27 protein-coding genes are annotated in these 25,763 nt (G+C 71.2%); 8 read left to right on the forward strand and 19 right to left on the reverse strand.

Going from position 1 to position 25,763, the window contains the following annotated elements; genetic code table 11:
- Positions 1-89 precede the first annotated feature (89 nt).
- The 5 genes from C8P66_RS00005 to C8P66_RS24645 all read right to left on the reverse strand — a co-directional run bounded on the left by C8P66_RS00005 (position 90) and on the right by C8P66_RS24645 (position 4,200).
- Positions 90-674, reverse strand: coding sequence for a hypothetical protein (locus C8P66_RS00005; RefSeq protein ID WP_111396090.1), 585 nt, complete (start codon positions 672-674; stop codon positions 90-92).
- A gap of 73 nt (positions 675-747) precedes the next feature.
- The gene (gene metC / locus C8P66_RS00010; RefSeq protein WP_111396091.1) at positions 748-1,956 is read right to left on the reverse strand and encodes a cystathionine beta-lyase; all 1,209 of its coding nucleotides are present in this window, start codon (positions 1,954-1,956) and stop codon (positions 748-750) included.
- Between the two features lie 29 nt (positions 1,957-1,985).
- Entirely contained in the window at positions 1,986-2,828 is an 843-nt protein-coding gene (locus tag C8P66_RS00015) for a sulfurtransferase (protein WP_111396092.1), read from the reverse strand.
- A gap of 11 nt (positions 2,829-2,839) precedes the next feature.
- The gene (locus C8P66_RS00020) at positions 2,840-3,562 is read right to left on the reverse strand and encodes an alanyl-tRNA editing protein (protein ID WP_111396451.1); all 723 of its coding nucleotides are present in this window, start codon (positions 3,560-3,562) and stop codon (positions 2,840-2,842) included.
- The gene (locus C8P66_RS24645) at positions 3,559-4,200 is read right to left on the reverse strand and encodes an NUDIX domain-containing protein (RefSeq protein ID WP_111396093.1); all 642 of its coding nucleotides are present in this window, start codon (positions 4,198-4,200) and stop codon (positions 3,559-3,561) included. The genes C8P66_RS00020 and C8P66_RS24645 overlap by 4 nt, the downstream gene beginning before the upstream one ends.
- Before the next feature lie 125 nt (positions 4,201-4,325).
- Between C8P66_RS24645 and C8P66_RS00030 the strand changes: the two genes are divergently transcribed.
- The 3 genes from C8P66_RS00030 to C8P66_RS00040 all read left to right on the forward strand — a co-directional run bounded on the left by C8P66_RS00030 (position 4,326) and on the right by C8P66_RS00040 (position 7,490).
- A complete protein-coding gene (locus C8P66_RS00030) occupies positions 4,326-5,213 on the forward strand; it encodes a DMT family transporter (RefSeq protein ID WP_111396094.1) in 888 nt (295 codons plus the stop codon).
- An 18-nt stretch (positions 5,214-5,231) separates the two neighbouring features.
- Positions 5,232-6,209, forward strand: coding sequence for a TRAP transporter substrate-binding protein DctP (gene dctP / locus C8P66_RS00035; RefSeq protein ID WP_111396095.1), 978 nt, complete (start codon positions 5,232-5,234; stop codon positions 6,207-6,209).
- Between the two features lie 135 nt (positions 6,210-6,344).
- Positions 6,345-7,490: an NADH:flavin oxidoreductase/NADH oxidase gene (locus C8P66_RS00040; protein ID WP_111396096.1), complete on the forward strand. Its 1,146-nt coding sequence runs from the start codon at positions 6,345-6,347 to the stop codon at positions 7,488-7,490.
- Positions 7,491-7,494: 4 nt separating this feature from the next.
- Here C8P66_RS00040 and C8P66_RS00045 read toward each other — a convergent pair whose 3' ends face one another.
- Genes C8P66_RS00045 through C8P66_RS00065 form a run of 5 tightly spaced genes read right to left on the reverse strand, consistent with a single transcriptional unit; the run spans position 7,495 to position 10,903 of the window.
- The gene (locus C8P66_RS00045; protein WP_111396097.1) at positions 7,495-7,920 is read right to left on the reverse strand and encodes a GNAT family N-acetyltransferase; all 426 of its coding nucleotides are present in this window, start codon (positions 7,918-7,920) and stop codon (positions 7,495-7,497) included.
- A complete protein-coding gene (locus C8P66_RS00050) occupies positions 7,917-8,378 on the reverse strand; it encodes a CopD family protein (protein WP_111396098.1) in 462 nt (153 codons plus the stop codon). The genes C8P66_RS00045 and C8P66_RS00050 overlap by 4 nt, the downstream gene beginning before the upstream one ends.
- Positions 8,375-9,010: a ParA family partition ATPase gene (parA, locus tag C8P66_RS00055; RefSeq protein ID WP_111396099.1), complete on the reverse strand. Its 636-nt coding sequence runs from the start codon at positions 9,008-9,010 to the stop codon at positions 8,375-8,377. The genes C8P66_RS00050 and parA overlap by 4 nt, the downstream gene beginning before the upstream one ends.
- A gap of 49 nt (positions 9,011-9,059) precedes the next feature.
- On the reverse strand, positions 9,060-9,596 hold the full coding sequence (locus C8P66_RS00060) for a hypothetical protein (RefSeq protein WP_111396100.1): 537 nt from the start codon (positions 9,594-9,596) through the stop codon (positions 9,060-9,062).
- Between the two features lie 5 nt (positions 9,597-9,601).
- Positions 9,602-10,903, reverse strand: coding sequence for a sulfite oxidase (locus C8P66_RS00065; RefSeq protein ID WP_111396101.1), 1,302 nt, complete (start codon positions 10,901-10,903; stop codon positions 9,602-9,604).
- Positions 10,904-10,997: 94 nt separating this feature from the next.
- Here C8P66_RS00065 and C8P66_RS00070 point away from each other — a divergent pair, with 94 nt between their 5' ends.
- The gene (locus C8P66_RS00070; protein ID WP_111396102.1) at positions 10,998-12,389 is read left to right on the forward strand and encodes an NAD(P)H-hydrate dehydratase; all 1,392 of its coding nucleotides are present in this window, start codon (positions 10,998-11,000) and stop codon (positions 12,387-12,389) included.
- Here C8P66_RS00070 and gltX read toward each other — a convergent pair.
- Positions 12,373-13,749 carry a glutamate--tRNA ligase gene (gene gltX, locus C8P66_RS00075; RefSeq protein WP_111396103.1) on the reverse strand — a complete coding sequence of 459 codons (1,377 nt, stop codon included), beginning with the start codon at positions 13,747-13,749 and terminating at the stop codon, positions 12,373-12,375. The genes C8P66_RS00070 and gltX overlap by 17 nt on opposite strands.
- Before the next feature lie 165 nt (positions 13,750-13,914).
- Between gltX and C8P66_RS00080 the strand changes: the two genes are divergently transcribed.
- The gene (locus C8P66_RS00080; protein WP_111396104.1) at positions 13,915-15,942 is read left to right on the forward strand and encodes a ComEC/Rec2 family competence protein; all 2,028 of its coding nucleotides are present in this window, start codon (positions 13,915-13,917) and stop codon (positions 15,940-15,942) included.
- A gap of 206 nt (positions 15,943-16,148) precedes the next feature.
- Positions 16,149-16,883 (forward strand): class I SAM-dependent methyltransferase, encoded by a 735-nt coding sequence (locus C8P66_RS00085; RefSeq protein ID WP_111396105.1) that lies wholly within the window; start codon positions 16,149-16,151, stop codon positions 16,881-16,883.
- Positions 16,884-16,907: 24 nt separating this feature from the next.
- On the opposite strand, the gene lexA is transcribed toward C8P66_RS00085, so the two are convergent.
- The 6 genes from lexA to C8P66_RS00115 form a co-directional block, all read right to left on the reverse strand.
- Positions 16,908-17,618, reverse strand: coding sequence for a transcriptional repressor LexA (gene lexA, locus C8P66_RS00090; RefSeq protein ID WP_111396106.1), 711 nt, complete (start codon positions 17,616-17,618; stop codon positions 16,908-16,910).
- Positions 17,619-17,753: 135 nt separating this feature from the next.
- Positions 17,754-18,959, reverse strand: a complete 1,206-nt coding sequence (locus C8P66_RS00095; protein WP_111396107.1) for a molybdopterin molybdotransferase MoeA — start codon at positions 18,957-18,959, stop codon at positions 17,754-17,756.
- Positions 18,960-18,978: 19 nt separating this feature from the next.
- A complete protein-coding gene (moaC, locus tag C8P66_RS00100) occupies positions 18,979-19,461 on the reverse strand; it encodes a cyclic pyranopterin monophosphate synthase MoaC (protein ID WP_111396108.1) in 483 nt (160 codons plus the stop codon).
- Positions 19,461-20,297, reverse strand: coding sequence for an indole-3-glycerol phosphate synthase TrpC (gene trpC / locus C8P66_RS00105; RefSeq protein WP_111396109.1), 837 nt, complete (start codon positions 20,295-20,297; stop codon positions 19,461-19,463). The genes moaC and trpC overlap by 1 nt, the downstream gene beginning before the upstream one ends.
- Entirely contained in the window at positions 20,298-21,323 is a 1,026-nt protein-coding gene (gene trpD, locus C8P66_RS00110) for an anthranilate phosphoribosyltransferase (RefSeq protein ID WP_111396110.1), read from the reverse strand.
- Positions 21,324-21,403: 80 nt separating this feature from the next.
- Complete coding sequence (locus tag C8P66_RS00115) at positions 21,404-21,901, reverse strand: hypothetical protein (protein ID WP_111396111.1); 498 nt, start codon at positions 21,899-21,901, stop codon at positions 21,404-21,406.
- Positions 21,902-22,145: 244 nt separating this feature from the next.
- Between C8P66_RS00115 and C8P66_RS00120 the strand changes: the two genes are divergently transcribed.
- Together C8P66_RS00120 and C8P66_RS00125 are read left to right on the forward strand one after the other, a co-directional pair.
- Complete coding sequence (locus C8P66_RS00120) at positions 22,146-23,126, forward strand: Bug family tripartite tricarboxylate transporter substrate binding protein (protein WP_111396112.1); 981 nt, start codon at positions 22,146-22,148, stop codon at positions 23,124-23,126.
- The gene (locus C8P66_RS00125; protein WP_111396113.1) at positions 23,123-24,346 is read left to right on the forward strand and encodes a mandelate racemase/muconate lactonizing enzyme family protein; all 1,224 of its coding nucleotides are present in this window, start codon (positions 23,123-23,125) and stop codon (positions 24,344-24,346) included. Before C8P66_RS00120 ends, C8P66_RS00125 begins: the two co-directional genes overlap by 4 nt.
- 24 nt (positions 24,347-24,370) lie before the next feature.
- On the opposite strand, the gene C8P66_RS00130 is transcribed toward C8P66_RS00125, so the two are convergent.
- Together C8P66_RS00130 and C8P66_RS00135 are read right to left on the reverse strand one after the other, a co-directional pair.
- On the reverse strand, positions 24,371-24,916 hold the full coding sequence (locus tag C8P66_RS00130) for a transposase (protein ID WP_158537037.1): 546 nt from the start codon (positions 24,914-24,916) through the stop codon (positions 24,371-24,373).
- Positions 24,917-25,197: 281 nt separating this feature from the next.
- Complete coding sequence (locus C8P66_RS00135) at positions 25,198-25,719, reverse strand: Dps family protein (protein WP_111396115.1); 522 nt, start codon at positions 25,717-25,719, stop codon at positions 25,198-25,200.
- Positions 25,720-25,763: the final 44 nt, after the last annotated feature.

Here is a 25,763-nt window from a genome sequence, read left to right on the forward strand (position 1 = left end):
GCGGGGGCGCGCAGCGCCCGCCTTGAACCGAACCGGGATCCCGGCAAGCATCAAAAGGCAGAACGACCATTGACCAGCAAGACAGTCGCTTAGCCGGCAGCGGCCAGCCGTATCGGGACCACTCTGGCACCGGGATGTTCAGGCACTTGAGGCCGCAGGACGGCCAGCGCCATGCTCATCTCCACCCCAACCACCGCGCGCCCCGCCCCACGGTTCGCCTCCCGGATCGCATCCAGCGTCAGCACCAGCGCCGCGAGGCACTGACCCAGCGCCGCCCCGCCAGCCACGCCATGCGCGGCGGCGATGCCCATGCATTCCGCCGGCATCATCGCCCGCAGCGCCGCGATCTCCCGCGCGCTGATCGTCATCTCCAGGCTGCGCGCCATGTCGTCATGCAGCGCGATGACCCGGCGAACGGGTGCCAGCATCGGCCGCGGCAGCAGCCCCAGCCCGAAGGCGAGCTGCACCCGGTTGAACAGCGTGTTCTGGCTCGCCTGGACATAGTCCGTGTGCGCGCAGCGATCCTCCAGCATCCCGCTGACCAGATGGTCCAGATACAGATGCGCGCGGAACAGGCTGTGCCATTTGCCGCGGACGTTCACCAGCCTGAGCATCTGGGCGGTGTCGATGGTGAATCCCGGCGCTGACGCCTTCGGCTGTTGGAGCGCGTCCATGCTGCTTCCCCTCCGTGCCCGGCCTCCTGCCGGTGCAGGCCACGAAGGGTGAAGCAGAGCTGCGAAGGCTTCCTTAACGCCCCATCCGCGCCATCGCCGCCCCCAGGTCGGCGATCAGATCCGCCGGATCCTCCAGCCCGACATGGAAGCGCACCATCATCCCCCCCGCATCCGGGTTGGTCGCGGTGCGGGTGACGAAGCCCGTGGTCGGCAGCGCCAGGCTCTCATACCCGCCCCAGCTCGCGCCGATCCCGAACAGGCTCAGGCTGTCCACCATGGCCCAGACCTCGGCCTCGGAGAATTCGGGCTTGAACACCACGCCGAACAGCGAGGCCGCGCCGGTGAAATCCCGCTTCCACAGCGCATGGCCGGGGTGGGAGGGCAGGGCCGGATGCATCACCGCCAGCACCTGCGGCTGCGCCTCGAACCATTCGGCGACCTCGATGCCGCTCTGCTCCTGCCGCACCATGCGCACCGCCATCGTCCGCGCGCCGCGCAGGCCGAGCCAGACGTCATCCGGGCTCGCGTAATGGCCCATCGCGCTGCCGGCGCCGCGCACGATCAGCCAGTCTTCCTCGGTGTTCACGGTGATGCTGCCGAGCAGCGCATCGGAATGCCCGACCAGATACTTGGTCAGCGCCTGGATCGAGACATCGACGCCATGCTCGAAGGGCCGGAAGTGCTTCAGTCCCCAGGTGTTGTCCATCAGCAGCTTGGCGCCGCCGGCATGGGCGGCACGGGCCAGGGCCGGGATGTCCTGCATCTCGAAAGTGTGCGAGCCCGGGCTCTCGGCATAGACGACCTTGGTGTTCGGCCGCATCAGCGCGGCGATCCCGGCCTCGTCGATGGTGGGGCTGTAGAAGGTGGTCTCGATGTTCCAGCCCTTCATCAACCCCTCGCAGAGGTTGCGCGCCGGGCCATAGACGCTGTCCGGCACCAGGCAATGGTCGCCGGCCTTGAGGTAGGCGAGCAGCGGCACCGCGACGGCGGCAAGCCCGGTGCCGACGATCATCGTCCGCGTGCCGCCCTCGATCTCGGCGACCACGTCTTCCAGCGCGTAATGGGTCGGCCCGCCGGCGGTGCCATAGGTCATCACCTGATCGAAGCGCTTGGCGCCGAGGTCCTTGCGCGCCTGCACATTCGGATAGAGCACGGTCGAGCCGCGATGCACCGCGGGGTTCACGAAGCCATGGGCATGCGTGCCGGCGCGGCCGGCATGGCTCATGCGGGTCGCGAAGCCCTGTTTGGTGTTGCGGGGCGGGGTCGCGGCGTCGTCGGGCATCAGGTCAGGGCTTTCATCGGTAAGAGGGGTCAGGCTTTGCCGACCTTGGGGGTTTCCGGACGGCCGGCCCATTCGGTCCAGGAGCCGTCATAGACCGCGGGCTCCGGCAGCCCGGCCACGACCGCCGCGAGGGCGATGGCCGAGGCGGTGACGCCGGTGCCGCAGGTCGTGACGATCGGGCGAGAGCCATCCGCCCCCGCCGCGCGGAAGGCGGCGCGCAGGGTGGCGGCGGGCAGCAGCAAACCATCCTCGCCGGTGATCTCGCTGGCGGGAAAATTGCCCGCGCCCGGCATGTGGCCCGAGGGCAGCCCCGCGCGCGGTTCCGGCGCCACGCCATCGAAGCGCCCGCGGGCGCGGGCATCGACGATGGCGGCCGCCCCGCTCTCGACCAGCCGCTTCATGTCACCGATGCCCTTGATCCGATCGGTGACGAGATCGGGGGTGAAGACCGTGGCCGCGGCGGGGGCCGGCGCGCCGCTCTCCAGCGGCTCATTCGCCTTGATCCAGGCGGGCAGCCCGCCATCCAGCACCGCGACCTGCCGGTGCCCGAACAGGCGGAACAGCCACCAGCCGCGCGGCGCGCGGGTCATGCCGGTCTGGTCGTAGAAGATGACGCGGCTGTCGTTGGACACGCCCATGGTGCCGACCAGTGCGGCGAAGCGCGCGGCCGTGGGCGCCATATGCGGCAGGTCGCTTTCCTGGTCGGCCACCACATCGATGTCGAAGTATCGGGCCCCGGGGATATGGCCCGCCAGGAACTCGGCCTTGGCGTCGCGCTTTTCGACCGCGAGGTACATGGTCGCGTCGAAGAGCACGAGGTCGGGCGCGCCGAGGTTGGCGGCCAGCCAGGCGACGGAGACGGTGGGGGTCATGGTTGGTCCTCTCATACCTGGTCTTCCAGGGCGATCTGCACGCGGCGGTTCTGGCGCCCCTTGCTTTCGAGTTTCAAGACGATGATGCGGCCGATCTCGCTGGTATTGGCGACGTGGGTGCCGCCGCAGGGCTGCAGATCCACGGGCGCCGCCTCGGCACCGATGCGGACGAGGCGGATGCGCCCGCTGCCGCGCGGCGGCTGCACCGAGAGGGTGCGGACCAGGCTCGGCATGGCATCCAGCTCCGCCTCGGCGATCCAGCGGTCGCTGACGGCGTGGTTGCCGGCGGCCAGGGCGTTCAGCGCCTCGGCCAGCCATTCCTTGCTGGGGGGCTCGGCCATGTCGAAATCCAGCCGGGATTTCTGGGCGCCGATCTGGCCGCCGGTGACGCCGACACCAGGCAGCGCCGCGCAGAGCAGATGCAGGGCCGTATGCATCCGCATGTGCCGGTGGCGCTGCGCCCAGTCGATGGTCGCGGTCACCGTGGCGCCGACCGGGGGCAGGGGGCTGCCCTCGGCGACCGGGTGGCGCACCGCATCGGCCTCGCCCTTGGCGGCCTCGGCGATCGCGGCCTCACCGCCGTCCCAGGTGATGGTGCCGGCATCCCCGGGCTGGCCGCCGGAGCGCGGATAGAAGGGGGTGCGGTCGAGGATGATGCCCTCGGGCCCCGCCGCCACGACCACGGCGCTGGCCGAGCGGAGGTAGGCGTCGTCGCGGAACAGCAGCGCGGTCATGCGCGCCACTCATCGCGCAGCGCCGCGCGGCGCACCTGAAGGGAAAGCAGCGCCAGCGCGGTGGGCGCATTCAGCACGCGATTGTCGGCAACCATGGCAAAGGCCTCCAGGGCGGGCAGCACCACGACGCGGGTGCTCTCGCCCTCCGTCTCCAGCCCGGCATCCGCAAGGATGCCCGGTTCGGGCAGCCGCACCCGGGCGAGGGAGAAACGCGCGATCTCGTCGCAGGAGCCCTGCATCAGCATGAAGCCGCCGAGGTCGAGCACGCGATCCGCGACCAGCCCCGTCTCCTCCAGGGTTTCGCGGGCGGCGGCGACGACGGGGTCCTCGCCGGTTTCCAGCAGCCCCGCCGGGCATTCGGTCATGACCGGGTCGAGCCCGGCGGACAGCGCCGGCAGACGGAATTGTTCGATCAGCGCGACGCGATCGGTCCAGGGGTCATAGGGCAGGATCACCACCGCATTGCCGCGCCGCCACAGCTCCCACGTCAGTTGGCGCGACCAGGCGCCATCGAATTTGCGGTAGCGGAATTTCACGATCTGCAGGGCGAAGCGGCCGTCGAAGCCCACCTCATCGCTGTCGATGTCCACAAGCGGATGGGCCGGCACCTTCGGTGCCTTCAGGGAGCGTATTGTCACGGTCGGGGAGGCTAACCGCGAGCCGCCCGCGCGTCCATGCGGCCGACCCTCGGCGACCCGTTGCCGGGGGGGCAGGCGCGGGATAGGTCTGCTGCTGCGGGGAGAGTGGGCGGAATGGACGGCATATGGCGGCGGTGACGAGCCAGGGCCGCGCCATCCTGGGCGTGCTCGGGGCCGCGGGCTGCTTCGCGCTCTCGGCCGGCTGCGTGAAGGCGCTGGATGGCGTCTTTCCGGTCGCGCAGCTCATCCTCTGCCGCAATGTCTTCGCCTTTCCGGCACTGCTGCCGGTGCTGCTCGCGTCCGGCGGCTGGCGGGCGATGCGCACCGCCAACCCCTGGGGCCATGCGCTGCGCTGCGTCTTCGGCCTGTTCGGGATGCTGGGCGCCTTCTACGGCTATGGCGTGCTGCCGCTGGCGACGGTGACGGCACTGGGCTTCACCATGCCCTTCTTCCTCACCGCGCTGTCGGTGCCGCTGTTGAAGGAGCGGGTCGGCTGGCGGCGCTGGACCGCGGTGCTGGTCGGCTTCGCCGGCGTGCTGGTGATGCTGGAACCCTGGGCCAAGGGCGGGCCCTCCTATCCGATGCTGGCGGTGGGGCTGGTGCTGCTGGGCGCGCTCGGCTGGGCGCTGGCGATGATCTCGATCCGCCGCCTCGGCCAGTCCGGCGAGAACAGCGTCAGCATCGTGCTCTGGTTCGCGATCGGCAGCGCCCTGGTCTCGGTGGTCTTCGCGGTGCCGGCCTGGGTCTGGCCGGATGGGACGCAATGGCTGCTGCTCATCGCGGTCGGGCTCATCTCGGCGGTGGCGCAGCTGCTGATGACCGCGGCCTATCGCGCCGCCGCGGCGACCATGCTCGCCCCCTTCGAATATTCCGGCATCGTCTGGACCACGATGCTCGGCGCGCTGTTCTGGGCGGAATGGCCGGATGGCTGGGCGCTGCTCGGCATCGCCATCCTTGTCAGCTCCGGATTGTTCATCTGGTGGCGCGAAGTCTCCTTGGGGGTGCGGCGCTGAGCGTGCGAGGCTGCACGCATGATCCCGCGACGCGCCCTTGCCGGGCTTGCCCCCGCCCTTCTGCTGAAATCCGGCGCCGTCCGCGCCGCCACCGCAAGCTGGACGATCGCCACCGAATATCCCCCCACCAGCCTGCCGGGCGAGGGCATCACGGCCTTTGCCGAGACGGTCACGCGCAGCGGCGCGCTCACGGTGCTCGCCGCGCATAGCGCGCCGGGGGGGCTGCGCTCGGCGGGGATGCCGGCGGCGGTGCTGGATGGGCGGGTGGCGGCGGCCGATGCCTTCGCCGGGCAGCTTGCGACGGCGATGCCGCTGCTCGGGCTGTTCGGGCTGCCGTTCCTGACCGCCTCGGCCGCGGATGCCTGGCGGCTGTGGACGCTGGCGCGGGGGCAGGTCGATGCGTTGCTGACGGCGCGGGGGCTGCGGCTGCTCTATGCGACGCCCTGGCCGCCGGCCGGGCTGTGGTCGCGCCGGCCGGTGACGACGCCCGCCGAGCTGGCCGGGCTGCGGCTGCGGACCTTCGATGCCGCCTCCACCGCCACCTTCAAGGCGGCGGGGGCCGATGCCCAGGCGATTTCCTTCGCCGATGCCCTGCCACGGCTGCGGGCGGGGGATCTGGATGCGGTGCTGTCCTCCGGCGATGGCGGGGCGGGGGCGCGGCTGTGGGAGGTGCTGCCGAATTTCACCCCGCTGGACTGGGCCTGGCCGCTCAGCCTCGCCTTCTGCGGCCGCACTGCGCTGGCCGCGCTGGAGGAGCCCGCGCGTCAGGCGGTGCTGGGGGCGGCGGGGGAGACCGAGGGCCGGCAATGGCGCGCCATGGACACGCGGCTGGAGGAGAATGCGACGCGCATGGCCGCCGCCGGGGTGGCGATGCAGACGCCCGGGCCGGCGCTGGTGGCCGTGCTGCGCACGGCGGCGGGGCCGGTGGTGGACGCCTGGGCGGCGGCGGCGGGGCCGGAGGGGGGGGCGCTGCTGGCGGCGGCGCGGGGGCGGTAGGCGGCAAACGCTGCTCAAAAAGCACTGCGGCGGATGGGAACGGAGTTTGCATATAAAGTAATAAATATAGATATATTTAGATAATTTAAATGAATTTTAAACACTCAATCTGCGTTGAACTGAGCGAGCCCTGTCATGATCAAACTTTTCGAGCCCATGCAGCTTCGCGGCACAACTCTGCCGAACCGCATCGTCATTTCGCCCATGTGCCAATACTCCGCCGAGGACGGCTTCGCGGGCGCCTGGCACATGGTGCAATACGGGCGCTTCGCGGTCGGCGGCGCCGGGACAGTCATGGTCGAGGCGAGCGCCGTGTCACCGGAAGGGCGCATCACCCATGGCGATGTCGGCATCTGGTCGGATGCGCATGCCGACAAGCTGGCCCCGATCGCCGCCTTCATCCGCGGCCAGGGCGCGGTGCCCGCCATCCAGCTTGGCCACGCGGGCCGCAAAGCCTCGATGCAGCGGCCCTGGTTCGGCAATGGCGCGCTGACCCAGGCCGATTTCGACCGCGGCGACATGCCCTGGGAGATCGTGGCGCCAAGCGCGGTGCCGCAGGGTGACGGCCACCTCATGCCGGCCGCGCTGGATGACGCGGGCCTCGCCCGCATCCGTGACGCCTTCGCCGAGGCCGCCAGGCGCGCCGATGCCGCCGGCTTCGACATCGTCGAAATCCACAATGCCCATGGCTATCTGCTGCACAGCTTCCTCTCGCCGCTCTCGAACCACCGCAACGATGGCTATGGCGGCGATGCGGCGGGTCGCATGCGCTTCCCGCTGGAGGTGGCGCGCGCCGTCCGTGCCGCCTTCCCGCCCCAAAAACCCGTGTTCCTACGCCTCTCCGTGGTCGATGGCGCCGAGGGCGGACGGCCGGAGGAGGAGAGCATCGCCTTCGCCGCCGCGTTGAAGGAGGCCGGCATCGACGTGGTGGATTGCTCCTCCGGCGGCATCACCGGCACGACCACGGGCGCCCGGGTGCGGCGCGACTATGGCTTCCAGGTGCCGTTTGCCGCGCGCATCCGGCGCGAGGCGGGGATCGCCACCATGGCCGTGGGGCTGCTGGTCGATCCGCATCAGGCCGAGGCAGTGCTGGCCGAGGGCAGTGCGGATCTGATCGCGATCGGACGCCAGGCGCTGGAGGACCCCAACTGGCCGCTGCATGCGCTGGCGGCGCTGAGCGGCGAAAACCATCACGCCGATCGCTGGCCGAAGCAGCACGGCTGGTGGCTCGATGTCCGCGACAGCGCCTTGGAACGGCTCGGGCCCTACGTGAAGGCGTAGGGGGTTACCCCCAGCGCTTGGACAGCCAGACCCGGTCCTGCCCCGGCGGCCGGTCGGCGAGGCGCCCGATCTCGGCATAGCCGTGGCGGATATAGAAGCCCGGCGCCTGGAAGGTGCTGCTGAACAGATGCGCCCCGATCGCGCCATGGGCGCGGCCGGCATCCTCGATCGCCGCGAGCAGCCGCGTCCCCAGGCCCTGGCCCCGCGCCTCCGCCTCCAGCCAGAGGCGGTCGATGTAGAGCCAGTCCATGGCGACCTCGCCCTTCACGCCCCCGAGCAGGCGGCCCTCGGCATCCCGCGCGGTCAGGAACAGGCGCGCGCGGGCGGTGTGATGGCCGGTCGCCGCCCCGTTGTAGGCGACCAGCCCCTCGTGGATTGCGGTATCGGCCGCGCTGTCGGGCGGCTCCTCGGCAATGACCAGCAGGCTCATCCGCCGAAGCGGCCCCAGGCGGCGACGATCACCGTCAGCAGGCCAAGCCCCATGTTCAGCGTGACCAGCTTGCGGATGCGGTCATTCGCCGCCGCCGCCGCCGCCAGATCGGGCACCGCCAGCGCCGTCCGCATCGCCCGCCAGGGCACCAGCGCAACATAGACGAAGACGCAGGACATGATCAGCCCGGTCAGATGCATGATGTGGACATGCACCCCAGCACCCGCGAAGCCGCCGTACCAGCCGAACAGCAGCGCATAGCCGCTGAGCAAGGTGATCGGCATCGCGTGCCAGACGATCAGGAAGAAGCGCCGGTGCGTCTGCGCCAGCAGCGCCAGCCGGTCGGGGCCGGCCAGCACGGCCAGCGCCGGGCGCAGCACGAGCATGGCGAAGACCATGCCCCCGACCCAGGCGAGAACGCCCAGGATGTGCAGGGTAAAGGACAGGCTTCCGGTCATGTGGCCTCGCGTCTGATGGCCTCCGCGAGCGCCCGCGCCTCATCGGCGGCGGCCCCGCGCGGGGCGTGTTCGATCGCGCCCAGCCCTAAAGCAAAGGCGGCGGCAAAGGCAGTGCGGTTGCCGAAGGCGCCGGGCAGCAGCGGCAGCCCGCGCCGGGCGACCTCGGCCGAGACCTGGTCCTTCAGCTTGCCCGAGGCCGGCAGCCGGTTGAGCATCACCACCACCGGGCGCCGCTCGGCCACCGTCAATTCCAGCGTCGCATCCATCGCCCAGAGGTCGGCGGCCGAGGGCTGCAACGGCACCAGCACCAGATCGGCGGCACGGATGGCATTGCGGGCATCGGCCTCGGCATGGGGCGGGGTATCGAGGATCACCCAGCCGGGCACGCGCTTCAGCCGGTCCACCACCTGGCCGACGCGCCAGCCGGAGGGCGCGTCGAACACCAGCCGCGCCGCGCGGGGCGAGGCATTGGCGAGCCGCTCGGCATGCCAGCGCGACAGCGAGGCCTGGGGGTCGATGTCCAGCACCGTCACCATCTCCCCGCTCGCCGCGAGGGCGGCCGCGAGGTTGGCGGCGATGGTGGATTTCCCAGCACCCCCCTTGCGCTGCGCGACCGCGATGATGAAGGCCATGGCTGCGACTCCGGCAGGGTGGGATCACCTTAACGCCGTATGGCGCCCATCAGTCGGTCGCAAACGGATTTCTGCCGCGGGGCGACGCGCGCGGCGCGAAATTCCGGGCGAGGTAGCCGAGGATGCTTGCCCGCGTCTCCGCCTCCAGCACGGGCATGCCCTGCTTTTCCACCATCCAGTCCAGCACCTCATCCCAGCGTTCCTGGCTGAAGGCGGAGCGGCGGATGAGTGCGGTGTTGTGGCAGGCGGTGCAGATCGCGAAGGTGTCTTCCCGGCCCGCGTCATCCGGCAGGATGTCGATCGGCTCCATAACCTGCACCGGGGCCTCCGTCGGGGCCTCCGTCGGGGCCGGCGCCGGGGCCGGCGCGGGGAGCTGGACCGGGGCCAGCGCGGGAACCGGCGCGGGGAGGGGGGCTGGCGCTGCGACCACGGCCGGGGCCGGCGGCGCTGCGACCACGGCCGGCGCCGGCCGTGCCGCCACGACGGGCGAGGGCGGTGGCGGCCGCCCCCAATACCCCGCCTTCTGTCCGAACAAGGTGAGGGTGGCGAGGACCAGAAGCCCCGCCAGCATCTTCGACAGATCCACCTGGCTCAGCCGACCAGTATGGCGGCACGGCCGATGGCATTGGCGCCATAACCCTGCGGGTTCCAGTTCGCCGCGGCATGGGGCTGCATCTTGCCCTGGGCGTCGGTCGCCCGGGTCCAGATCTCGAAATACCCATCCGAGGGCAGGGCGATCCGCCCGGTCCAGCGCTGCCAGGCGTGGCGATTGGCCGGGTCAGCGACCTGCATCGGCACCCAGCTCGCGCCATAATCCAGGCTCGCATCCACAGCCCGCACCGTGAGATCCCCGGCCCAGGCGGCGCCGCGCAGCTCCAGCGCCCGCGTGCCGGCGGGCAGCCGGGCGCCATGCCCGTGGCTGGTCAGGATCGAGCGCACCGGCATCGAGGTCAGATCGGCGAACTCCGCGCCATTGTTGCGTGAGCCCGGCACGATCGGCCGCACCGGCACGCGGTAGGAGGTGCCGCCCATGCCCTGGCCGGTATGCGGCACCGGCAGCAGGGTCAGCCGCGTCATCCATTTCTGCGACAGGCTTCCGGGCCAGCCCGGCACCACCATCCGCAGCGGCGCGCCATGGATGTTGGGGATCGCGGCCCCGTTCAGCCGCGTGCAGATCAGCGTGTCCTCATCCATCGCCTTGGCGATGGGCATGCCCCGGCTCATCGCCGCGCGGTCGGCGGCACCCGAGAGATGCGGATCGGCACCGAATTGCCCGGTGAAGTGGGCGGTCTCCTTCGGCCCGGCGGCGGCCAGCAGGTCGCGCAGCCGCACCCCGGTCCATTCCGCATTGCTGATCGCGCCATTGCCCCATTGGTTGCCGCTGGCCGGCGGCACGAAGGCGTTGCGGCCATTGCCGCCGCATTCCATCTGCAATTGGCGGGTGACCAGCGGGAAGCGGGATTCCAGCTCGCCGATGGTCAGATCGAGCGGCGTGTTCACCTCGCCATCGATCCGCAGCTTCCAGCTTTTCGGGTCGCCGGCGAAGGGCGGCGGGATCTGGCCGTTGTTGCGGATGAAGAATTTGTCGGTCGGGGTGATGGCATCGTCCAGCATCACCTCGGGCGTCTCGGCGACCAGCGGCCGCTCGCCCAGGATGATCAGCGCGGCCTTGCCCTCCATCTGCAAGGTGGCGGGGGCGGCCGTGCCTTGCGCCAGGGCCGCGGGCAGCAGCCCTGCCGGCATCCGGTCGGCAAAGGGGATGGTGGCGCCGAGGCTCGCCCCCATGGCGGCCAGCGCCGCGCCCCGCAGCGTGCCGCGCCGGCCCCAGATCAGGGCATCGGCGCGTTGGGGGTCGTCGGCATGGAGTTCAGACAGGCTTCTCTCGCGCGTCATGGCACGTGTCCTTTTTGTCTTGCGGTCGCGATCATATCGCAATGCCCGCCGTCGCGGAAGTTGACGCCGAGGCTTCGCGCGCATTGCCTGAGGCATGCACGAACTCCTGACGCCCGCCGAAACCGCCCGCGCCGATGCCCTGGCGGTAGCGGCGGGCGTGCCGATCGCCCGGCTGATGCACAATGCCGGGCGGGCGGTGGCCGAGGCCATCCGCCAGCGCTTCCGCCCCCGGCGCGTGCTGGTGCTGGCCGGGCCCGGCAACAATGGCGGCGATGGCTGGGTGGCGGCTCGGCTGTTGGAGCAGATCGGCTGGCCGGTTGCCGTGGCGCCGCTGGCATCCCCCCACCCGGGCACCGAGGCCGCCGAGGCCATGCGCCGCTTCCGTGGCCCGGTCGTCCCCTTCACCCCCGCCGAGGCGGCGCGGGCCGAGCTGCTGGTCGATGCCGTCTTCGGCGCGGGGCTGAGCCGGGCGCTGGACCCGGAGGTCGCCGCCGTGCTGGCCGCCGCATCCGGGCCGGTGGTGGCGGTGGATGTGCCCTCCGGCCTGTGCGGGCTGACCGGGCGGGGGTGGGGGCCGGTGCGGGCGGCGGCGCTGACCGTGACCTTCGGCTGGCTGAAGCCGGGGCATCTGCTGCTGCCTGGCCGCATGCTCTGCGGCGAGACGGTGCTCGCCGATATCGGGCTGCCGATGTCGGTGCTGGCGGCGATCGCGCCGCGTCTGTGGCGTAATGGGCCTGCGCTGTGGCGGCTGCCGGCGGCCGAGGCGGCGGGCCACAAATACACCCGTGGCCATGTCACGGTGCTGGCCGGCGCCACCATGCCCGGGGCGGCGCGGCTCGCCGCGGCGGCGGCGCGGCGGGTGGGCGCGGGGCTGGTCGCGATCGAGGCCCCCGATCCCGCCACCGCCACCCTGCTGCGCGGCACCGAACCTGGGCTGCTGGTGACCGACGCGGTCTCCGACGACCCGCGCCATCGGGTCTGGGTGCTGGGGCCGGGGCTGCCGGCGAATGCGGCGACGCTGGCCCGCTTCACCGCTTTGGTCGCGGCGGGGCGGCAGGTGGTGGGGGATGCCTCGCTCTTCGCCGCCGCCGGGCTCCCCTCGGCGTTGGCCGGGGCGGCGGTGCTGACGCCGCATGCCGGCGAGTTTTTCCGCGTCTTCGGCGATCCAGGTGCGGACCGCGTTGCCGCAGCCCGCGCCGCCGCCGCCGCGACCGGTGCGGTGCTGCTGCTGAAAGGGCCGGATACGGTGATCGCCGCCCCCGATGGGCGGGCGGCGATCAACGCCAATGCGCCGCCTTCGCTGGCGACGGCGGGCTCGGGCGATGTGCTGGCGGGGATCATCGCCGGGCTGCTGGCCCAGGGGATGCCGGCGTTCGAGGCCGCCTGTGCCGGCGCCTGGGTCCATGGCGCCGCCGCCCCCACCGGCCCCGGCGTGCTGGCCGAGGATGTGCTGGCCGGGATCGGCGGCGCTATGCGGCCGCGCTGATCCGGGCGAGGGCTTCCTCGCGCCCGAGTGCGGCCAAGGTCGCATCCAGCGGCGGGCTTTGCAGGCTGCCGGTGATGGCGGCGCGCAGCGGCTGCGCCAGATCCTTCAGTTTTTGGCCGGTGGCCTCGGCATGGGCGCGCAGCGCCGCCTCCAGCGCCGGGCGGGACCAGTCGGTGGCGGCCAAGGCATCGGCCAGCGGGGCGAGGCGGGCGCGGGCGGCGCCGTCCAGCGCGGCCGCCGCCTTGGCATCCATTGCCGGCATGGCGACAACAAACCGTGCCTGTTCAGCAAGATCTGCCATGTTCTTCGCGCGCGGCGCGAGGTCCGGCACCAGCGCCGCGACCCGCGCCGCCGCCGGCGAGGCCGGGTCCAGCCCCAGCCGCGCCAGCGCATCCTGGGTCAGCCGCTCCGGTGCCGCCTGCCGCATCCAGACGCCGTTCAGATGGCTGAGCTTGGCGTAATCCATCCGCGAGGCCGCCCGGCCCACCGCCGGCAGGTCGAACAGCTCCACGGCGCGCTCGGGCGAAAACACCTCCTCATCGCCATGGCCCCAGCCGAGGCGCAGGAGGTAGTTGCACACCGCCTCGGGCAGGAACCCCTGCTCGCGGAAATCGAGCACCGAGACGGCGCCGTGCCGCTTGGACAGCTTGGCGCCATCCGCGCCATGGATCAGCGGGATATGGGCGAAGGCCGGCCGCGCCCAGCCCATGGCGTCATAGATCAGGCATTGGCGAAACGTGTTGGTCAGATGGTCGTCGCCGCGAATGACATGGGTGATGCCCATGTCATGGTCGTCCACCACCACCGCATGCAGATAGGTCGGCGTGCCGTCGGAGCGCAGGATGATCAGATCGTCCAGCTCGGCATGGGCGACGCGGACCTCGCCCTGCACCAGGTCGGGCACCACCATCTCGCCGTCGCGCGGGGCCTTGATGCGGATGACCGGGGCGATGCCCTCGGGCGGCGTGGCCGCGCCATCCCGCCAGCGGCTGCCGTCGTAGCGGAAGGTGCGCTTCTCCGCCTCGGCGGCGGCGCGCATCGCGGCCAGCTCCTCGGTCGTGTCATAGGCGGCATAGGCGCGGCCGGCGGCCAGCAGCGCGCGGGCAACCTCGGCATGCCGCGCCTCGCGGGCGGATTGCAGCACCGGCGGCTCGTCGGGGCTGAGGCCGAGCCAGGCGAGACTTTCCAGAATCTGGTCCACGGCGGCCTGTGTGCTGCGCGCCTTGTCGGTATCCTCGATCCGCAGCAGATATGTTCCGCCATGGTGACGGGCATAGAGTGCGTTGAACAAGGCCGTGCGCGCCCCGCCGATATGCAGGTAGCCGGTGGGCGAAGGGGCGAAACGAGTGCGGACAGTCATGCGGGCGGCCGATCTTCATGCAAGGAGTCCGCTGCCGCCTAGCACGCCCGCGCCCCGCGCGGGAGGCTGCACCCCCTGTTCCCAGGTCTGACCATTTGCCTGGGCTGGGCGGGGCTGCGCCTGGCGGAGGGCTGGCGCGAGCTGCCGCCCTTCCTCGCCGTCGCCATGGGGGCGGGGGTGCTGCTGTATTTCGCCCAAGGCAGCGAACCGTCCCGGCTCTGGCTGTTGGCGCCCTGGCTGCCGATGGCCGCCGCCTTCTGGCTGCTCGGGCGGGCGCCGCTCGGCGGGTTCTTCCTGGGGCTGGTGGCGGCGGCCCTGCTCGGCTTCGCGGTGCCGCTCTGGCACGCCGGGCGGGCGGCGCCGGTCGAGGTGCTGAACAACCGCGCGGTGATCGTCTCGGGTGTGGTGCAATCGGTCGACCTGCTGCCGGAGGGCCGCCGCGTCACCCTGGCCGCCGCCCGGCTGGACGACGGCCCGGCCCTGGCGCGGAGCCTGCGCCTGCGGCTGCGGGCCAATGACCCGGCGCGGCCCGAGCCGGGTGACAGCATCGCGGTGCGATCCCTGGTCCGGCCGCCAGCCCCGCCCGCCTATCCCGGCGCCTGGGATTTTCAGCGCATGGCGTTCTTCGCGGGGCAGGCGGGGGCGGGATTCGCGATCGGCTCCGCCACGGTCACGCCGGGCTCGGGCGCCACGCCGCCGCTCTCCGGCCTGCGCGCCCAGATCGAGCAGCGCGTCACCGCCGCGGTTCCGGGCGGTGCCGGGGCCGTCGCCGCGGCGCTGCTCACGGGCGGGCAGAGCGCCATCCCGCGCCCTGATCTGGCGGCGATGCGGGATTCCGGCCTGGCGCATCTGCTGTCCGTCTCGGGGCTGCATATCGGCATCGTCATGGGGCTGAGTTTCTGGCTGGCGCGCTGGGCCATGGCGGCGATCCCCTGGGTCGCGCTGCGGGTGCCGGGCAAGCCCGCGGCCTCCCTCGCCGCGCTGGCCGCGGGGGCTGGCTATCTGCTGCTGACGGGATCGCCGGTGCCGATGCTGCGCTCCTTCGCCATGGCGGCGGTGGTGACGCTGGGGGTGAGCCTGGGGCGGCGGGCGATCAGCATGCGCGTGCTGGCGGTGGCGGCGGTGATCGTCATGCTGATCGATCCGGCGGCGCTGCTGGGGCCATCCTTCCAGATGAGTTTCGGTGCCGTCCTCGCCCTGATCGCCGGCTTCGAAGCCATGCGCGCGCCGCTGCGACGCTGGCGGGGGGATGGCGGCTGGCCGCGCCGGGCGGTGCTGTTCGTCGTGGCGCTGATGCTGTCCTCGGTGCTGGCCGGGGCGGCGACCACCCCCTATGGGCTGCATCATTTCGGGCGGCTGCAGCTCTATGGCGTCGCGGCCAATGCGGTAGCGGTGCCGCTGACCTCGGTGCTGGTCATGCCGGCGGGGATGCTGGCCCTGGCGGCGATGCCGCTGGGACTGGAGGGGCTGGTGCTGCCGGTCATGGGTTGGGGGGTGGAGGCGATCCTCTGGACCGCGCGGCAGGTCGCGGCCTGGCCCGGCGCCGCGCTGGTGGCGCCGCCGCTCTCGGGCACGGGGCTGGCGGTGCTGACGGCGGGGCTCTGCCTGCTGTGTCTGTGGAAGGGGCGGGCGCGGTTCGTGGGGGTGCCGCTGATCCTGGCGGGGCTCGCTTCGGGGCTCTGGACCGCGCCGCCGGATGTTCTGGTCGCGCAGGATGGGCGGCAGGTGGCGCTGCGGGCGGGGGAGGAGATGTTCCTCTGGCGCGCCTCGGGCGCCAGCCGGATGACGCGCGAGACCTGGCTGCGCAGCTGGGGGGAGGAGGCGGCCCAGGCCCTGCCCGCGGAGGGCACGGCCGGGGGCGGCGCCCTTGTCTGCGCGGAGAGTGTCTGCCGGCTGCAAGGTGCCTCGGGGGTGGCGGCGCTGATCCGGCCGGCGCCGCCGGTGCGGGGCCAGGGCCGCGCCCAGCCGGAACGGCAGTTCGCCCCCGATGGGCTGTGCGGCACGGTCGCCGTGGTGATCGCGCCGGAGCCGCTGCGCGGGCGCTGCCCTGGCAGCCTGGTGGTGGACCGATTCACGGTCTGGCGAGATGGGGCGCATGCGGTCTGGCTCGGGCCGGGCGGGGTGCGGGTGCTGAGCGATCGCGCGGAGCGAGGGGAGCGACCCTGGGTGCCGCCACGGCCGGCGGCGCGTTGATCCGGGAAGGTCGGCATTTTTACTGAAAATTCCCTAAAATAATCCGGTAACACGTAACGATGACGTTGTTTTCAACTCATATGGTAATATTGACGGTTTTAATATCCGATTTATTGACGATAGATTGATGATGTTGGGGAAGAAGAATATGTGCGATTCGAATTGATCGCTGTTCCCTTCTTCGCGGCCCGTGCTAATCTTGCTGCATGCCACTCGGTCTTCGTCTGCTGCCTCCTTCCGCCGGGGACCGGTTCCGCCGCGCGCGGTTCGGCCTCTGCCGCGGCATCATCGAAGACGTGGTGGCGCAACGTGGGGCATGCCATGTGCTCGATATCGGCGGTGCGCTCCGCTACTGGCAGGTCTGCGCGCCGGATCTGCTGGAGGATGCGCGTGTCTCCTTCGACATGGTCAACATCGCCTATTCGCCCGGTGACCAGGAAAGCGCGGAGGCCATTGGCGGCAACCGGATCCGACTGCTGCTGGGCGATGCCCGGGCCATGCCGGAGATCGCGGATGGCGCCTATGACCTGGCCCATTCCAATTCGGTGATCGAACATGTCGGCCGCTGGCCCGATATGCAGGCCATGGCCGCCGAGGTCCGCCGCATCGGGCAGCAATATTATGTGCAGACGCCCTATTGGGGCTTCCCGATCGAGCCGCATTTTCGCGTCGCCGGCTTCCATTGGCTGCCGGAACAATGGCGCCTCAGCCTGGTGATGCGGGCCGCACGCGGCTATCATCCTCAGGCCGAGACGGTGGACGCGGGGATGCGGATGATTGAATCCGCCGTGCTGTTGAACCGGCGCCAATATGGCGCGCTGTTCCCTGGCGCGAATATCCATAGCGAGATCGTCTATGGGCTGACCAAAAGCCTGATCGCCCTCGGCGGCACGGGCGTGGCGCCCGACCCGCAGAGCAACACGCGCGCCCTGCGGGTCTGAACCCGCCTCAGTACTTCGCCCGCCTCAGTACTTCCGGACCAGCCCGACCAGCCGGCCCTGCACCCGCACCCGGTCCGGGCCGAAGATGCGGGTCTCGTAGCGCGGGTTCGCCGCTTCCAGCGCGATGGAATTGCCGCGCCGGCGCAGGCGCTTCAGCGTCACCTCGTTCTCATCGACCAGGGCCACGACGATGGAGCCGTTCTCCGCCGTGTCGCCGCGGCGGATGACCACGGTGTCGCCATCCAGGATGCCCGCGTCCTGCATCGAATCGCCCGCGACCTCGAGCGCGTAATGCTCGCCGCCGGCCAGCATGGCCGCTGGCACCTCGATCGATTCGCCGGAATCGCGCAGCGCCTCGATCGGCACCCCCGCGGCGATCCGGCCGTAGAGCGGCAAGGACACCGCCGCCGCGTCATTCGCCGTCCGCACCGCGCCGGGCAGGTTGGGGGCGAAGTTGCCGCGGATGACGTTGGGGGCGAAGCCGGCCGCGGCGGGCAGGGCTTCCGGCGCCGCGCCGCGCGAATCCGGCAGGCGGATGACTTCCAGCGCCCGGGCGCGATGGGCGCGGCGGCGGAGGAAGCCGCGTTCCTCCAGCGCCGTGATCAGGCGGTGGATGCCCGATTTCGACTTGAGGTTCAGCGCACCCTTCATCTCCTCGAAGGAAGGGGAGTAGCCGGTGCGGGCCAGATGGCCGTCGATGAAGATGAGCAGCTCGTGCTGCTTGCGGGTCAGCATGGAGGTGGAGAATCCTCGCCAGGGCGTCACGAACAAAGCAGCAACCAATGCGATGTTCTAGGAAGGTTCCCGGCGGGGCGTCAAGGGTTTTCCACAAGATAGGCGCTTGATTCACAACGCCGATTCGCAGGCGCGTTACACGCCCATCGCGATCAGGTCCAGAACCTCCACCGCCGAACCCGCCGGCAGCGCCGCGGCGCCGGGCGCGCGCTTCAGCAGGCCCTCCGCATGGGCCAGGGTCTTCAGCATCGAACTATCCTGCCGCGCCGCCGGCGTCGCGACCAGCCGCCCGGTGGCGTCCCGCGTCAGGGCGCAGCGCAGGTAATCCTCCCGCCCGTCGTTCTCGGGCAGGTCCATGCCGGCGATGGCGGGCTGGAAGGCGGGGGCGGTCTCCGCCCGGCCTTGCAGCCGCCGCAGCGCCGGCAACAGGAACAGCACCCCGCAGACCAGCGCCGAAACGGGATTGCCCGGCAGGCCCAGAAGCGGGACGGCGCCCAGCCGGCCCCAGATCAGCGGCTTGCCCGGCCGCATCGCGATCCGCCAGAAGCCGCGCTCGAAGCCCTCCGGCGCCAGCGCCGATTGCACGAGGTCATGCGCGCCGACGCTGGCGCCGCCGGTCGTCACCAGCAGGTCGAAGCCCCGCGCGGCCTGGGCCATGCCCTGGAACGCCGCCTCGGTATCACCCGCGATCGGCAGCACCGAGGGCACCGCCCCCGCCGCCAGGCACAGCGCCGCCAGCGCATGGGCGTTGGAGGAGACGATGCCGCCCGGCGGCAGCGGCTCGCCCGGCAATGCGATCTCATCCCCGGTCGCCAGGATGCCGATACGCGGCGCGCGGGTGACGGAGACCCAAGGATGGTTCGCCGCGGCCAGCAGCCCGATGTCGCGGGCGGTGAGGGGGCGCCCGGCCTGGAGCAGCCTCTCGCCCGCCGAAAAATCCAGCCCCGCCTTGCGGATCCAGCGCCCGGCCCGGGGCTGTTCGGTGGCGGTGACCTGGCCATCGGCCTCGGTCGCATCCTCCTGCAACAGGATGGCGTCGGCCCCCTCGGGCACGAAGCCGCCGGTGAAGATGCGGATGGCCTGACCGGCCTCGACGCGCCCCGGATAGGGATGCCCCGCCGGGGCCGCGCCGATCACCGTGAGCGGCACCCCCACCGCCGCATCCGCCGCGCGCAGCGCATAGCCATCCATGGCCGAGACATCGGCCGGCGGCTGCGTCAGCCGTGCCGCGACCGGCCCGGCCAGCACCCGGCCCTGCGCCTGGGCCAAGGCAATGGTTTCGGCCGGCAAAGGCGAGAGTGCGGCCAGGATGCGCGCGCGTGCCTCCTCGACGGCCAGCATAGGTTCAGGGGGCATGGGTTCAGGGGGCATGGAAATCGCCCGAGCGGCCGCCGGATTTCTGCACCACGCGGATATCCTCGATCCGCATCGCGCGGTCGGCGGCCTTCAGCATGTCATAGACGGTCAGGGCGGCGATGCTGACGGCGGTCAGCGCCTCCATCTCCACGCCCGTGGGGCCGGTGGTCTTCACCAGCGCCTCGATCTCCACGGTGTCGGGCGCGACCAGGGTCAGATCGACCGTCACCTTGGACAGCGCCAGCGGATGGCAGAGCGGGATCAGATCCGCGGTGCGCTTGGCCCCCATGATCCCGGCGAGCCGGGCCACGCCCAGCACGTCACCCTTGCCCGCGCGCCCCGCCTCGACCAGCGCGAAGGTGGCCGGCAGCATCACCACGCGGCCGCGCGCGGTGGCGATGCGCAAGGTCGGCGCCTTGTCGGACACATCGACCATGGCGGCTGCCCCGGTCGCGTCGAAATGGGTGAGGCTGGGCTCGCGCCCCATCAGGCGGCTTCGACCATGGCGCGGGCGGCGGCCTCGACATCGACCTCGCGCAGCAGATGCTCGCCGACCAGGATGCAGCGCGCCCCCGCCTCGGCCATGCGATGCACATCGGCGGCGGTGCGCAGCCCGGATTCGGCCACCGGCAGCCGGTCGGGCGGGACCAGCGGGGCGAGGCGCTCGGTCGTGGCGATATCGGTGACCAAGGTGCGCAGGTTGCGGTTGTTCACCCCGATGAGCCGCGTCTCCAGCCCGAGGGCGCGTTCCAACTCGCGCTCGTCATGCACCTCGGCCAGCACCGCCATGTCCAGGCTGCGGGCGATGGCCTCAAGCTCCCGCGCCTGGTCATCCGACAGCGCGGCAAGGATCAGCAGGATGCAATCGGCGCCCATGGCCCGCGATTCGAACACCTGCCAGGGCGAAATGAGAAAATCCTTGCGCAGCACCGGCAGCTTGCAGGCGGCGCGCGCGGCGACGAGATGCTCGGCCGCGCCCTGGAACCAGGGGGCGTCGGTCAGCACGGAAAGGCAGGCGGCGCCCCCGGCCTCATAGGCGCGGGCCAGGGCGGCGGGCTCGAAGGGCTCGCGGATCACCCCGCCGGAGGGCGAGGCCTTCTTGATCTCGGCGATCAGCCCGATCCGGCCCTCAGAGATGCGTTCGCAGAGCGCGCCCACGAAGTCGCGCGGGCGGGGCGCATTGGCGGCGGCGGATTCGATCGCCGACTGGGACTTGGCGCCAGAGCGTTGGCGCACCTCCTCCACCTTATCGGCCAGGATCCGTTTGAGGACATCCGGCAGATCGGCGTCGAGCCCGTAGGCTGAGGTGAGGATGTCGGGCATTCAGGTCTCTCGGGCGGGTGTGGGGGCGGTGGCGACGCGCAGCCGCTGCAGCACGCCAAGGGCGGCGCCGCTGTCCAGGCTCGTCGCGGCGAGCCTGGCGCCTTGGCGCAATTGGGTGGCCTTGCCCGCCACGACCAGGGCCGCGGCGGCGTTCAGCACAACACAGTCACGATACGGCCCGGTGGCGCCTTCCAGCAGCGCCATCAGGGCCAGGGCATTCTCGGCCGGATCGCCGCCGCGCAGCCCCTCGGCGGGGGAGGCGCGCAGCCCGGCATCCTCGGGGGTGACCGCGAATTCGGTGATCACGCCATTCTCCAGCGCCACCACCTGCGAGGGGCCGGCGATGGTCAGCTCATCCAGCCCCTGGCCATGCACGAGCCAGGCGCGCTCGGTGCCGAGGCGGGAGAGGGTCTCGGCCATGGGGCGCAGCCATTCGGGCGCGAAGGCGCCGGTCAGCTGCCGCTTCACCCGCGCCGGATTGGCCAGCGGGCCCAGCAGGTTGAACAGCGTGCGGGTGCCAAGCTCGACCCGGGGGCCCGCGGCATGGCGCAGGGCGGCGTGGTGGCGCGGGGCCATCAGGAACACCATCCCGGCCTCGGCCAGCACGGCCGGCAGCCGGTCCATCGGCACATCCATGGCGATGCCGAGCGCGCTCATCGCATCCGCCGCGCCGGAGCGGGAGGAGAGCGCGCGGTTGCCGTGCTTGGCGACCGGCACGCCGCAGCCCGCCACCACGAAGGCGGTGGCGGTGGAGATGTTCAGCGTCCCCGCCGCATCGCCGCCGGTACCGACGATGTCCATGGCATCCTCCGGCGCCTCGATCGCGACCATGCGGGCGCGCATGGCGCGGACGGCGCCGGTCATCTCCGCGACCGTCTCGCCGCGCACGCGCATGGCCATGAGCAGCCCCGCGATCTGCGCGGGCGTGGCCTCGCCGGCCATGATGATGCCGAAGGCGTGCTCCGCCTCGGACTCGGCCAGACGCTCGCCTGCGGCGAGGCGCGCGAGGACGGGCTTCAACGACATGAAGGATGGTTACCGGGTGTCACGGAGCGACACGTCGCGCGATGCCGGCTCCAGGTCAAGGATGGGCTGGCGGGCGCCCTCTAGCCGGCCCAGGCCGCGCAGCTTGCCAGCGCGGGCATGCTTCCCTCGACGCGGATGGTGACGGTCAGCACCTGCTTGGTATTGCCGACCCCGCCGCCCGCCAGCTTCCAGATCAGCACGAAGGATTCCCGGCTGGTGGTCAGCTTGCCGCCCTCCAGGAAGCCGACGCCGACGCAGCCCTCCAGATGCGAGGGCACCGCCGCCGGATGGAACAGGATGTTCTTTTTCTTGGTCTGCTCGGCATCCTTGCCGAGCCAGGGATTGAGCACGTAGGAGTTGTACTTGCTGTGCCAGTACATGGTGGAGTTGGCGTAGTCCTGGCCGCCCTCCATCTTCACGTAGCCATCCATGCGTTCCAGCGTGTCGAAGCAAATCCCGCCGACCCAAAGCTCCCCGACCAGCCCATGGGCCGGCTTGGCATTGCCGCCCTCCGGTGCCTTCGGCAGGTTCTTGAGGTAGGTATTGCCGCGCACATAGCGCAGGACAGTATCGGCCATGCCTGTGTCTCCGGCGCGTGGTGCCGCGCGTGGTATAAAGCCTACCGGCAAGCTCCTGCGTGTAACAAGCCGTCGGCAAATGCCAAAACCGGCATCGTAATGGCCGTCCTGGCGCCAACCCATTGTTAATACAGGCCGTGGTGGGAAGGCTCCTCGCGCCTTTGTCAAATACGCCCCGGGCCGGATGGCGCTCGCCTGGGGTTGCACCTAGGCTCCGCGCAAGAACGAATTCCGGAGGAAAGCCATGGTCCGCAACTGGGCCCGCGATTGGACAAGGATCACGCTGGCGCTGCTTGCCCTGGCTGGCTGGGGCGGTGTCGCCGGTGCCCAGGTGCCGGATCGTCCGGTCCGCATCATCGTCCCCTTCGCCCCCGGCGGCACCAGCGACATCGTTGCCCGCGTGATGGCCGAGGGCGCCTCCGCCCGCCTGCCGCGCGGCGTCGTGGTGGAGAACCGCTCCGGCGCCGGCGGCAATATCGGCGCGGCCGAGGCGGCCCGCGCCGCGCCGGACGGCACCACCCTGCTGCAATGCGCCTTCGGCCCCTGCGGCGCGAACCCCGCGCTCTACGCCCGGCCCGGCTATGATTTGCATGAGCTGACCGGGGTGATCCTGACCGGGGCGGTCCGCAACGTGATGACCGTGCGCAAGGACCTGCCGGCCACGACGCTGGCCGAGGTCATCGCCTATGGCCGCAGCCAGCCGAACGGGCTGACCTTCGCCTCCTCGGGCGTCGGCGCCTCCAACCATCTGGGGCCGGAGCTGCTGCGCGCGAAACTCGGGGTCGCCTGGACGCATGTGCCCTATCGCGGCAGCGCGCCGGCGATCACCGATCTGGTCGGCGGGCGGGTGGATGTCTTCTTCGACAACCTGCCCTCGATCCTGCCTCATATCCGGGCAGGCTCGGTGCGGGCGATCGCGGTGCCGGCGGCCGAGCGGGTGCCGGAACTGCCCGATGTGCCGACCTTCGCCGAGGCCGGCGTGCCGGGGGTGGTGATCGACAGCTGGTTCGGCTTCATGGCGCCCGCCGCGACGCCGCCGGCGACCATCGCGGCGCTGAACGCGGCGTTTGCCGGCGCGCTCGCCGATCCCGCCGTGCGGGCGCGGTTGCAGGGCCTCGGCGTCATCCCGCTCGGCAGCACGCCTGAGGAGATGAATATTTTCGTCGCGTCCGAAACCGCCCGCTGGGCCGAGGTCGTCCGCGTCGCCGGGATCCGCGCGGAATGAGCGCGCCAAAAATCACCGGGCTGCGGACCATCCGCATCGCCGAGCGCGCCAACATCCTGTGGCTGGAGATCAGCACCGATGACGGGCTGACCGGCCTCGGCGAGGCCTTCCGCGGGGCGGCGGCGGTGGAGGCGGTGATCCATGAGACCATCGCCCCTTACCTCATCGGCCGCGACGCGCGGGCGATCGAGCCGGTCTCCCGCGCGCTGCTGCACCCCTATGTCGGCTTCGGCGGGTCGAGTGCCGAGGTGCGCGCGGCCAGCGCCGTCGATCTGGCGCTGTGGGATCTGGCCGGGCAGCGGGCCGGGGTGCCGATCCATACCGCGATGGGCGGCGCCTGCCGGGACCGCGTGCGCGCCTACAACACCTGCGCCGGCTACGACTACAACAGCCGGCAGCACGCGGGCGGGCATGCCGGCCGGCGGGAGCGTCAGCCGGATGAGCCTGTGGCCGGGCCCTATGATGACCAGATCGCCTTCACCCGCGATGCCGGGGCGCTGGCGCAGTCGCTGCTGTCCGAGGGCTTCTCGGCGATGAAGATCTGGCCCTTCGATCCCTTCGCGAGCCGCGATGGCGGGCTGACCATAAGGCTGGAGGAGATCGAGGCCGGCATGGCGCCGTTCCGCGCCATCCGCGCGGCGGTGGGCAACAAGATGGAGGTGATGGCCGAGCTGCATTCGCTCTGGTCCGCCCCCGCCGCCGAACGCATCTGCCGGGCGCTGGAGGAGGTCGATGTCTTCTGGGCGGAGGACCCGATCCACAAGATGGATGATTGCCGCGCGCTGGCCGACCTGCGCCGGCGGACGCGCGTGCCGATCTGTGCCAGCGAGACGCTGGGCGGCAAGGTCGCCTTCCGCGACCTGCTGGTGGCGGATGCGACGGATATCGTGATGCTGGACCTGACCTGGTGCGGGGGCCTGACCGAGGCGCGCAAGATCGCGGCCCTGGCCGAGGCCTTCGCCAAGCCGGTCGCCCCGCATGACTGCACCGGGCCGGTGACCCTGATGGCCAGCCTGCATCTGGCGATCCACGCACCGACGGCGATCTTCCAGGAGGTGGTGCGGGCGACGCTGGCGACCTGGTACCGCGACCTGGTGACGGAATTGCCGCGGCTGGAGGGCGGCATGGTGCTGGCGCCGACCGCGCCCGGGCTGGGCACGACCTTGCGGCCGGAGGTGGCGCATCGGGAGGATGCGGTGGTGCGGGTGGCGTCGCGGTAGCGGCGGGGCGGTCACGCCGGCTCCTCATTCAGGCCAGAGGCAGCGCGGGATGCGCCGGCGCCCGCCGGCGAAGGTGAGCAGGCGCCCGCAAAGCGCGAAAACCCCCTTGGGCACGCTGTTCCGGTCCTTCATCAGCCGGGTCAGGAAGAATTCGGTGATGCGCCGGTAGCGTTCGGACAAATCCACATCGGGCAGCAGGAAGGACGGGCCGCGCAGCGCGGTCAGGAAGCCCAGGCGCTGGGCGGCGGTGATGAGGCTCATGCCGGCGCAGCGCATTGCGCGCTGGCAGGCGCGGCAGATCCAATGCTCCAGCGCCCGCAGCCCGGGCGAGGCGCCGGGTTCGGCCAGCAGATGCAGCAGCTTCTGCCAGAGGTGCCGCTGGGTCAGGCGGCGGAACTGGCGGGAGACGGTGTCTGGCTTTCCGAAGGCCTCGGGCAGGTCCTTCCAGGGGCGGCGGGAGGTGGCGATCCAGAAGAAGCCGTCCACGCGCGCGCGCAGATCCTTCACCGGCCGCCCGGCGCCGAGCCAGAGGATGTGGGGGCGCAGCGCATCCCATTCGGGCTGGGTCATCGGCTGCCAGGGGCGGGGTGGGGTGTAGTGGCTGGGCATAGGGCGGCATCCGAGCGGGGCGCGCATCTTAGCCCGATCCGCCGCAGAATTGCTGCTTATTTTCCTAGTCTTTGATGCGCGAGATCAGGGGAGATATCGGCGCAATCGCAGGGCCCGGTCGGGCCACACGCCGCGTCTCCCTTCTGGGGACGGTTCGCCTTGGAGGCGCGGCGGTGATCATTGCCTGCAACCACTGGTTCCATCAAGCCATCGCCTCACGATTTCGTGAGCATCGCCCGCGATCAGTTCCTGTCGGGGCGGCCGGTTTCGAACAGGAACCACACCCGGCGTTCGCCCTCGTCGATCCAGTTCTCCAGGAGGCTCGCGGTGGCGACGTCGCGGTGTTCGTCGCAGAGGCCATGCATCTCGCGCATCCGCTGGACCAGGTCGCCGTTGTCGTCACGCAGCTCGGCCAGCATGTCCTGCGGCTCGACGTAATCGGCATCGTTGTCGAGCGAACGTTGAAGCCGCGCGATATGGCCGATGGAGCGGAGGGTCGTGCCGCCCAGCTTGCGGGCGCGCTCCGCGATCGCGTCGGTCATGGCGAAGATCTGCCCGGCCTGCTCGTCCAGCATGAGGTGGTAGTCACGGAAATGCGGACCCGAGACATGCCAATGGAAGTTCTTGGTTTTCAGGTAGAGCGAGAACACATCCGCGAGCAGCGCCGTCAGGCCGGCGGAGATGTCGCGCGTGGCCTCCTCCGACAGGCCTGTCGGCGTGCGCAGGGGGGCCAGGCGACGCGTGGCCAGATCTTCTTGTGTCATGGATTGGGGTCCTCTGCGGGCTTCGGAGTGAGGGGGCGCCGTGG

Source organism: Humitalea rosea (assembly GCF_003253705.1).
GTDB lineage: Bacteria > Pseudomonadota > Alphaproteobacteria > Acetobacterales > Acetobacteraceae > Humitalea > Humitalea rosea.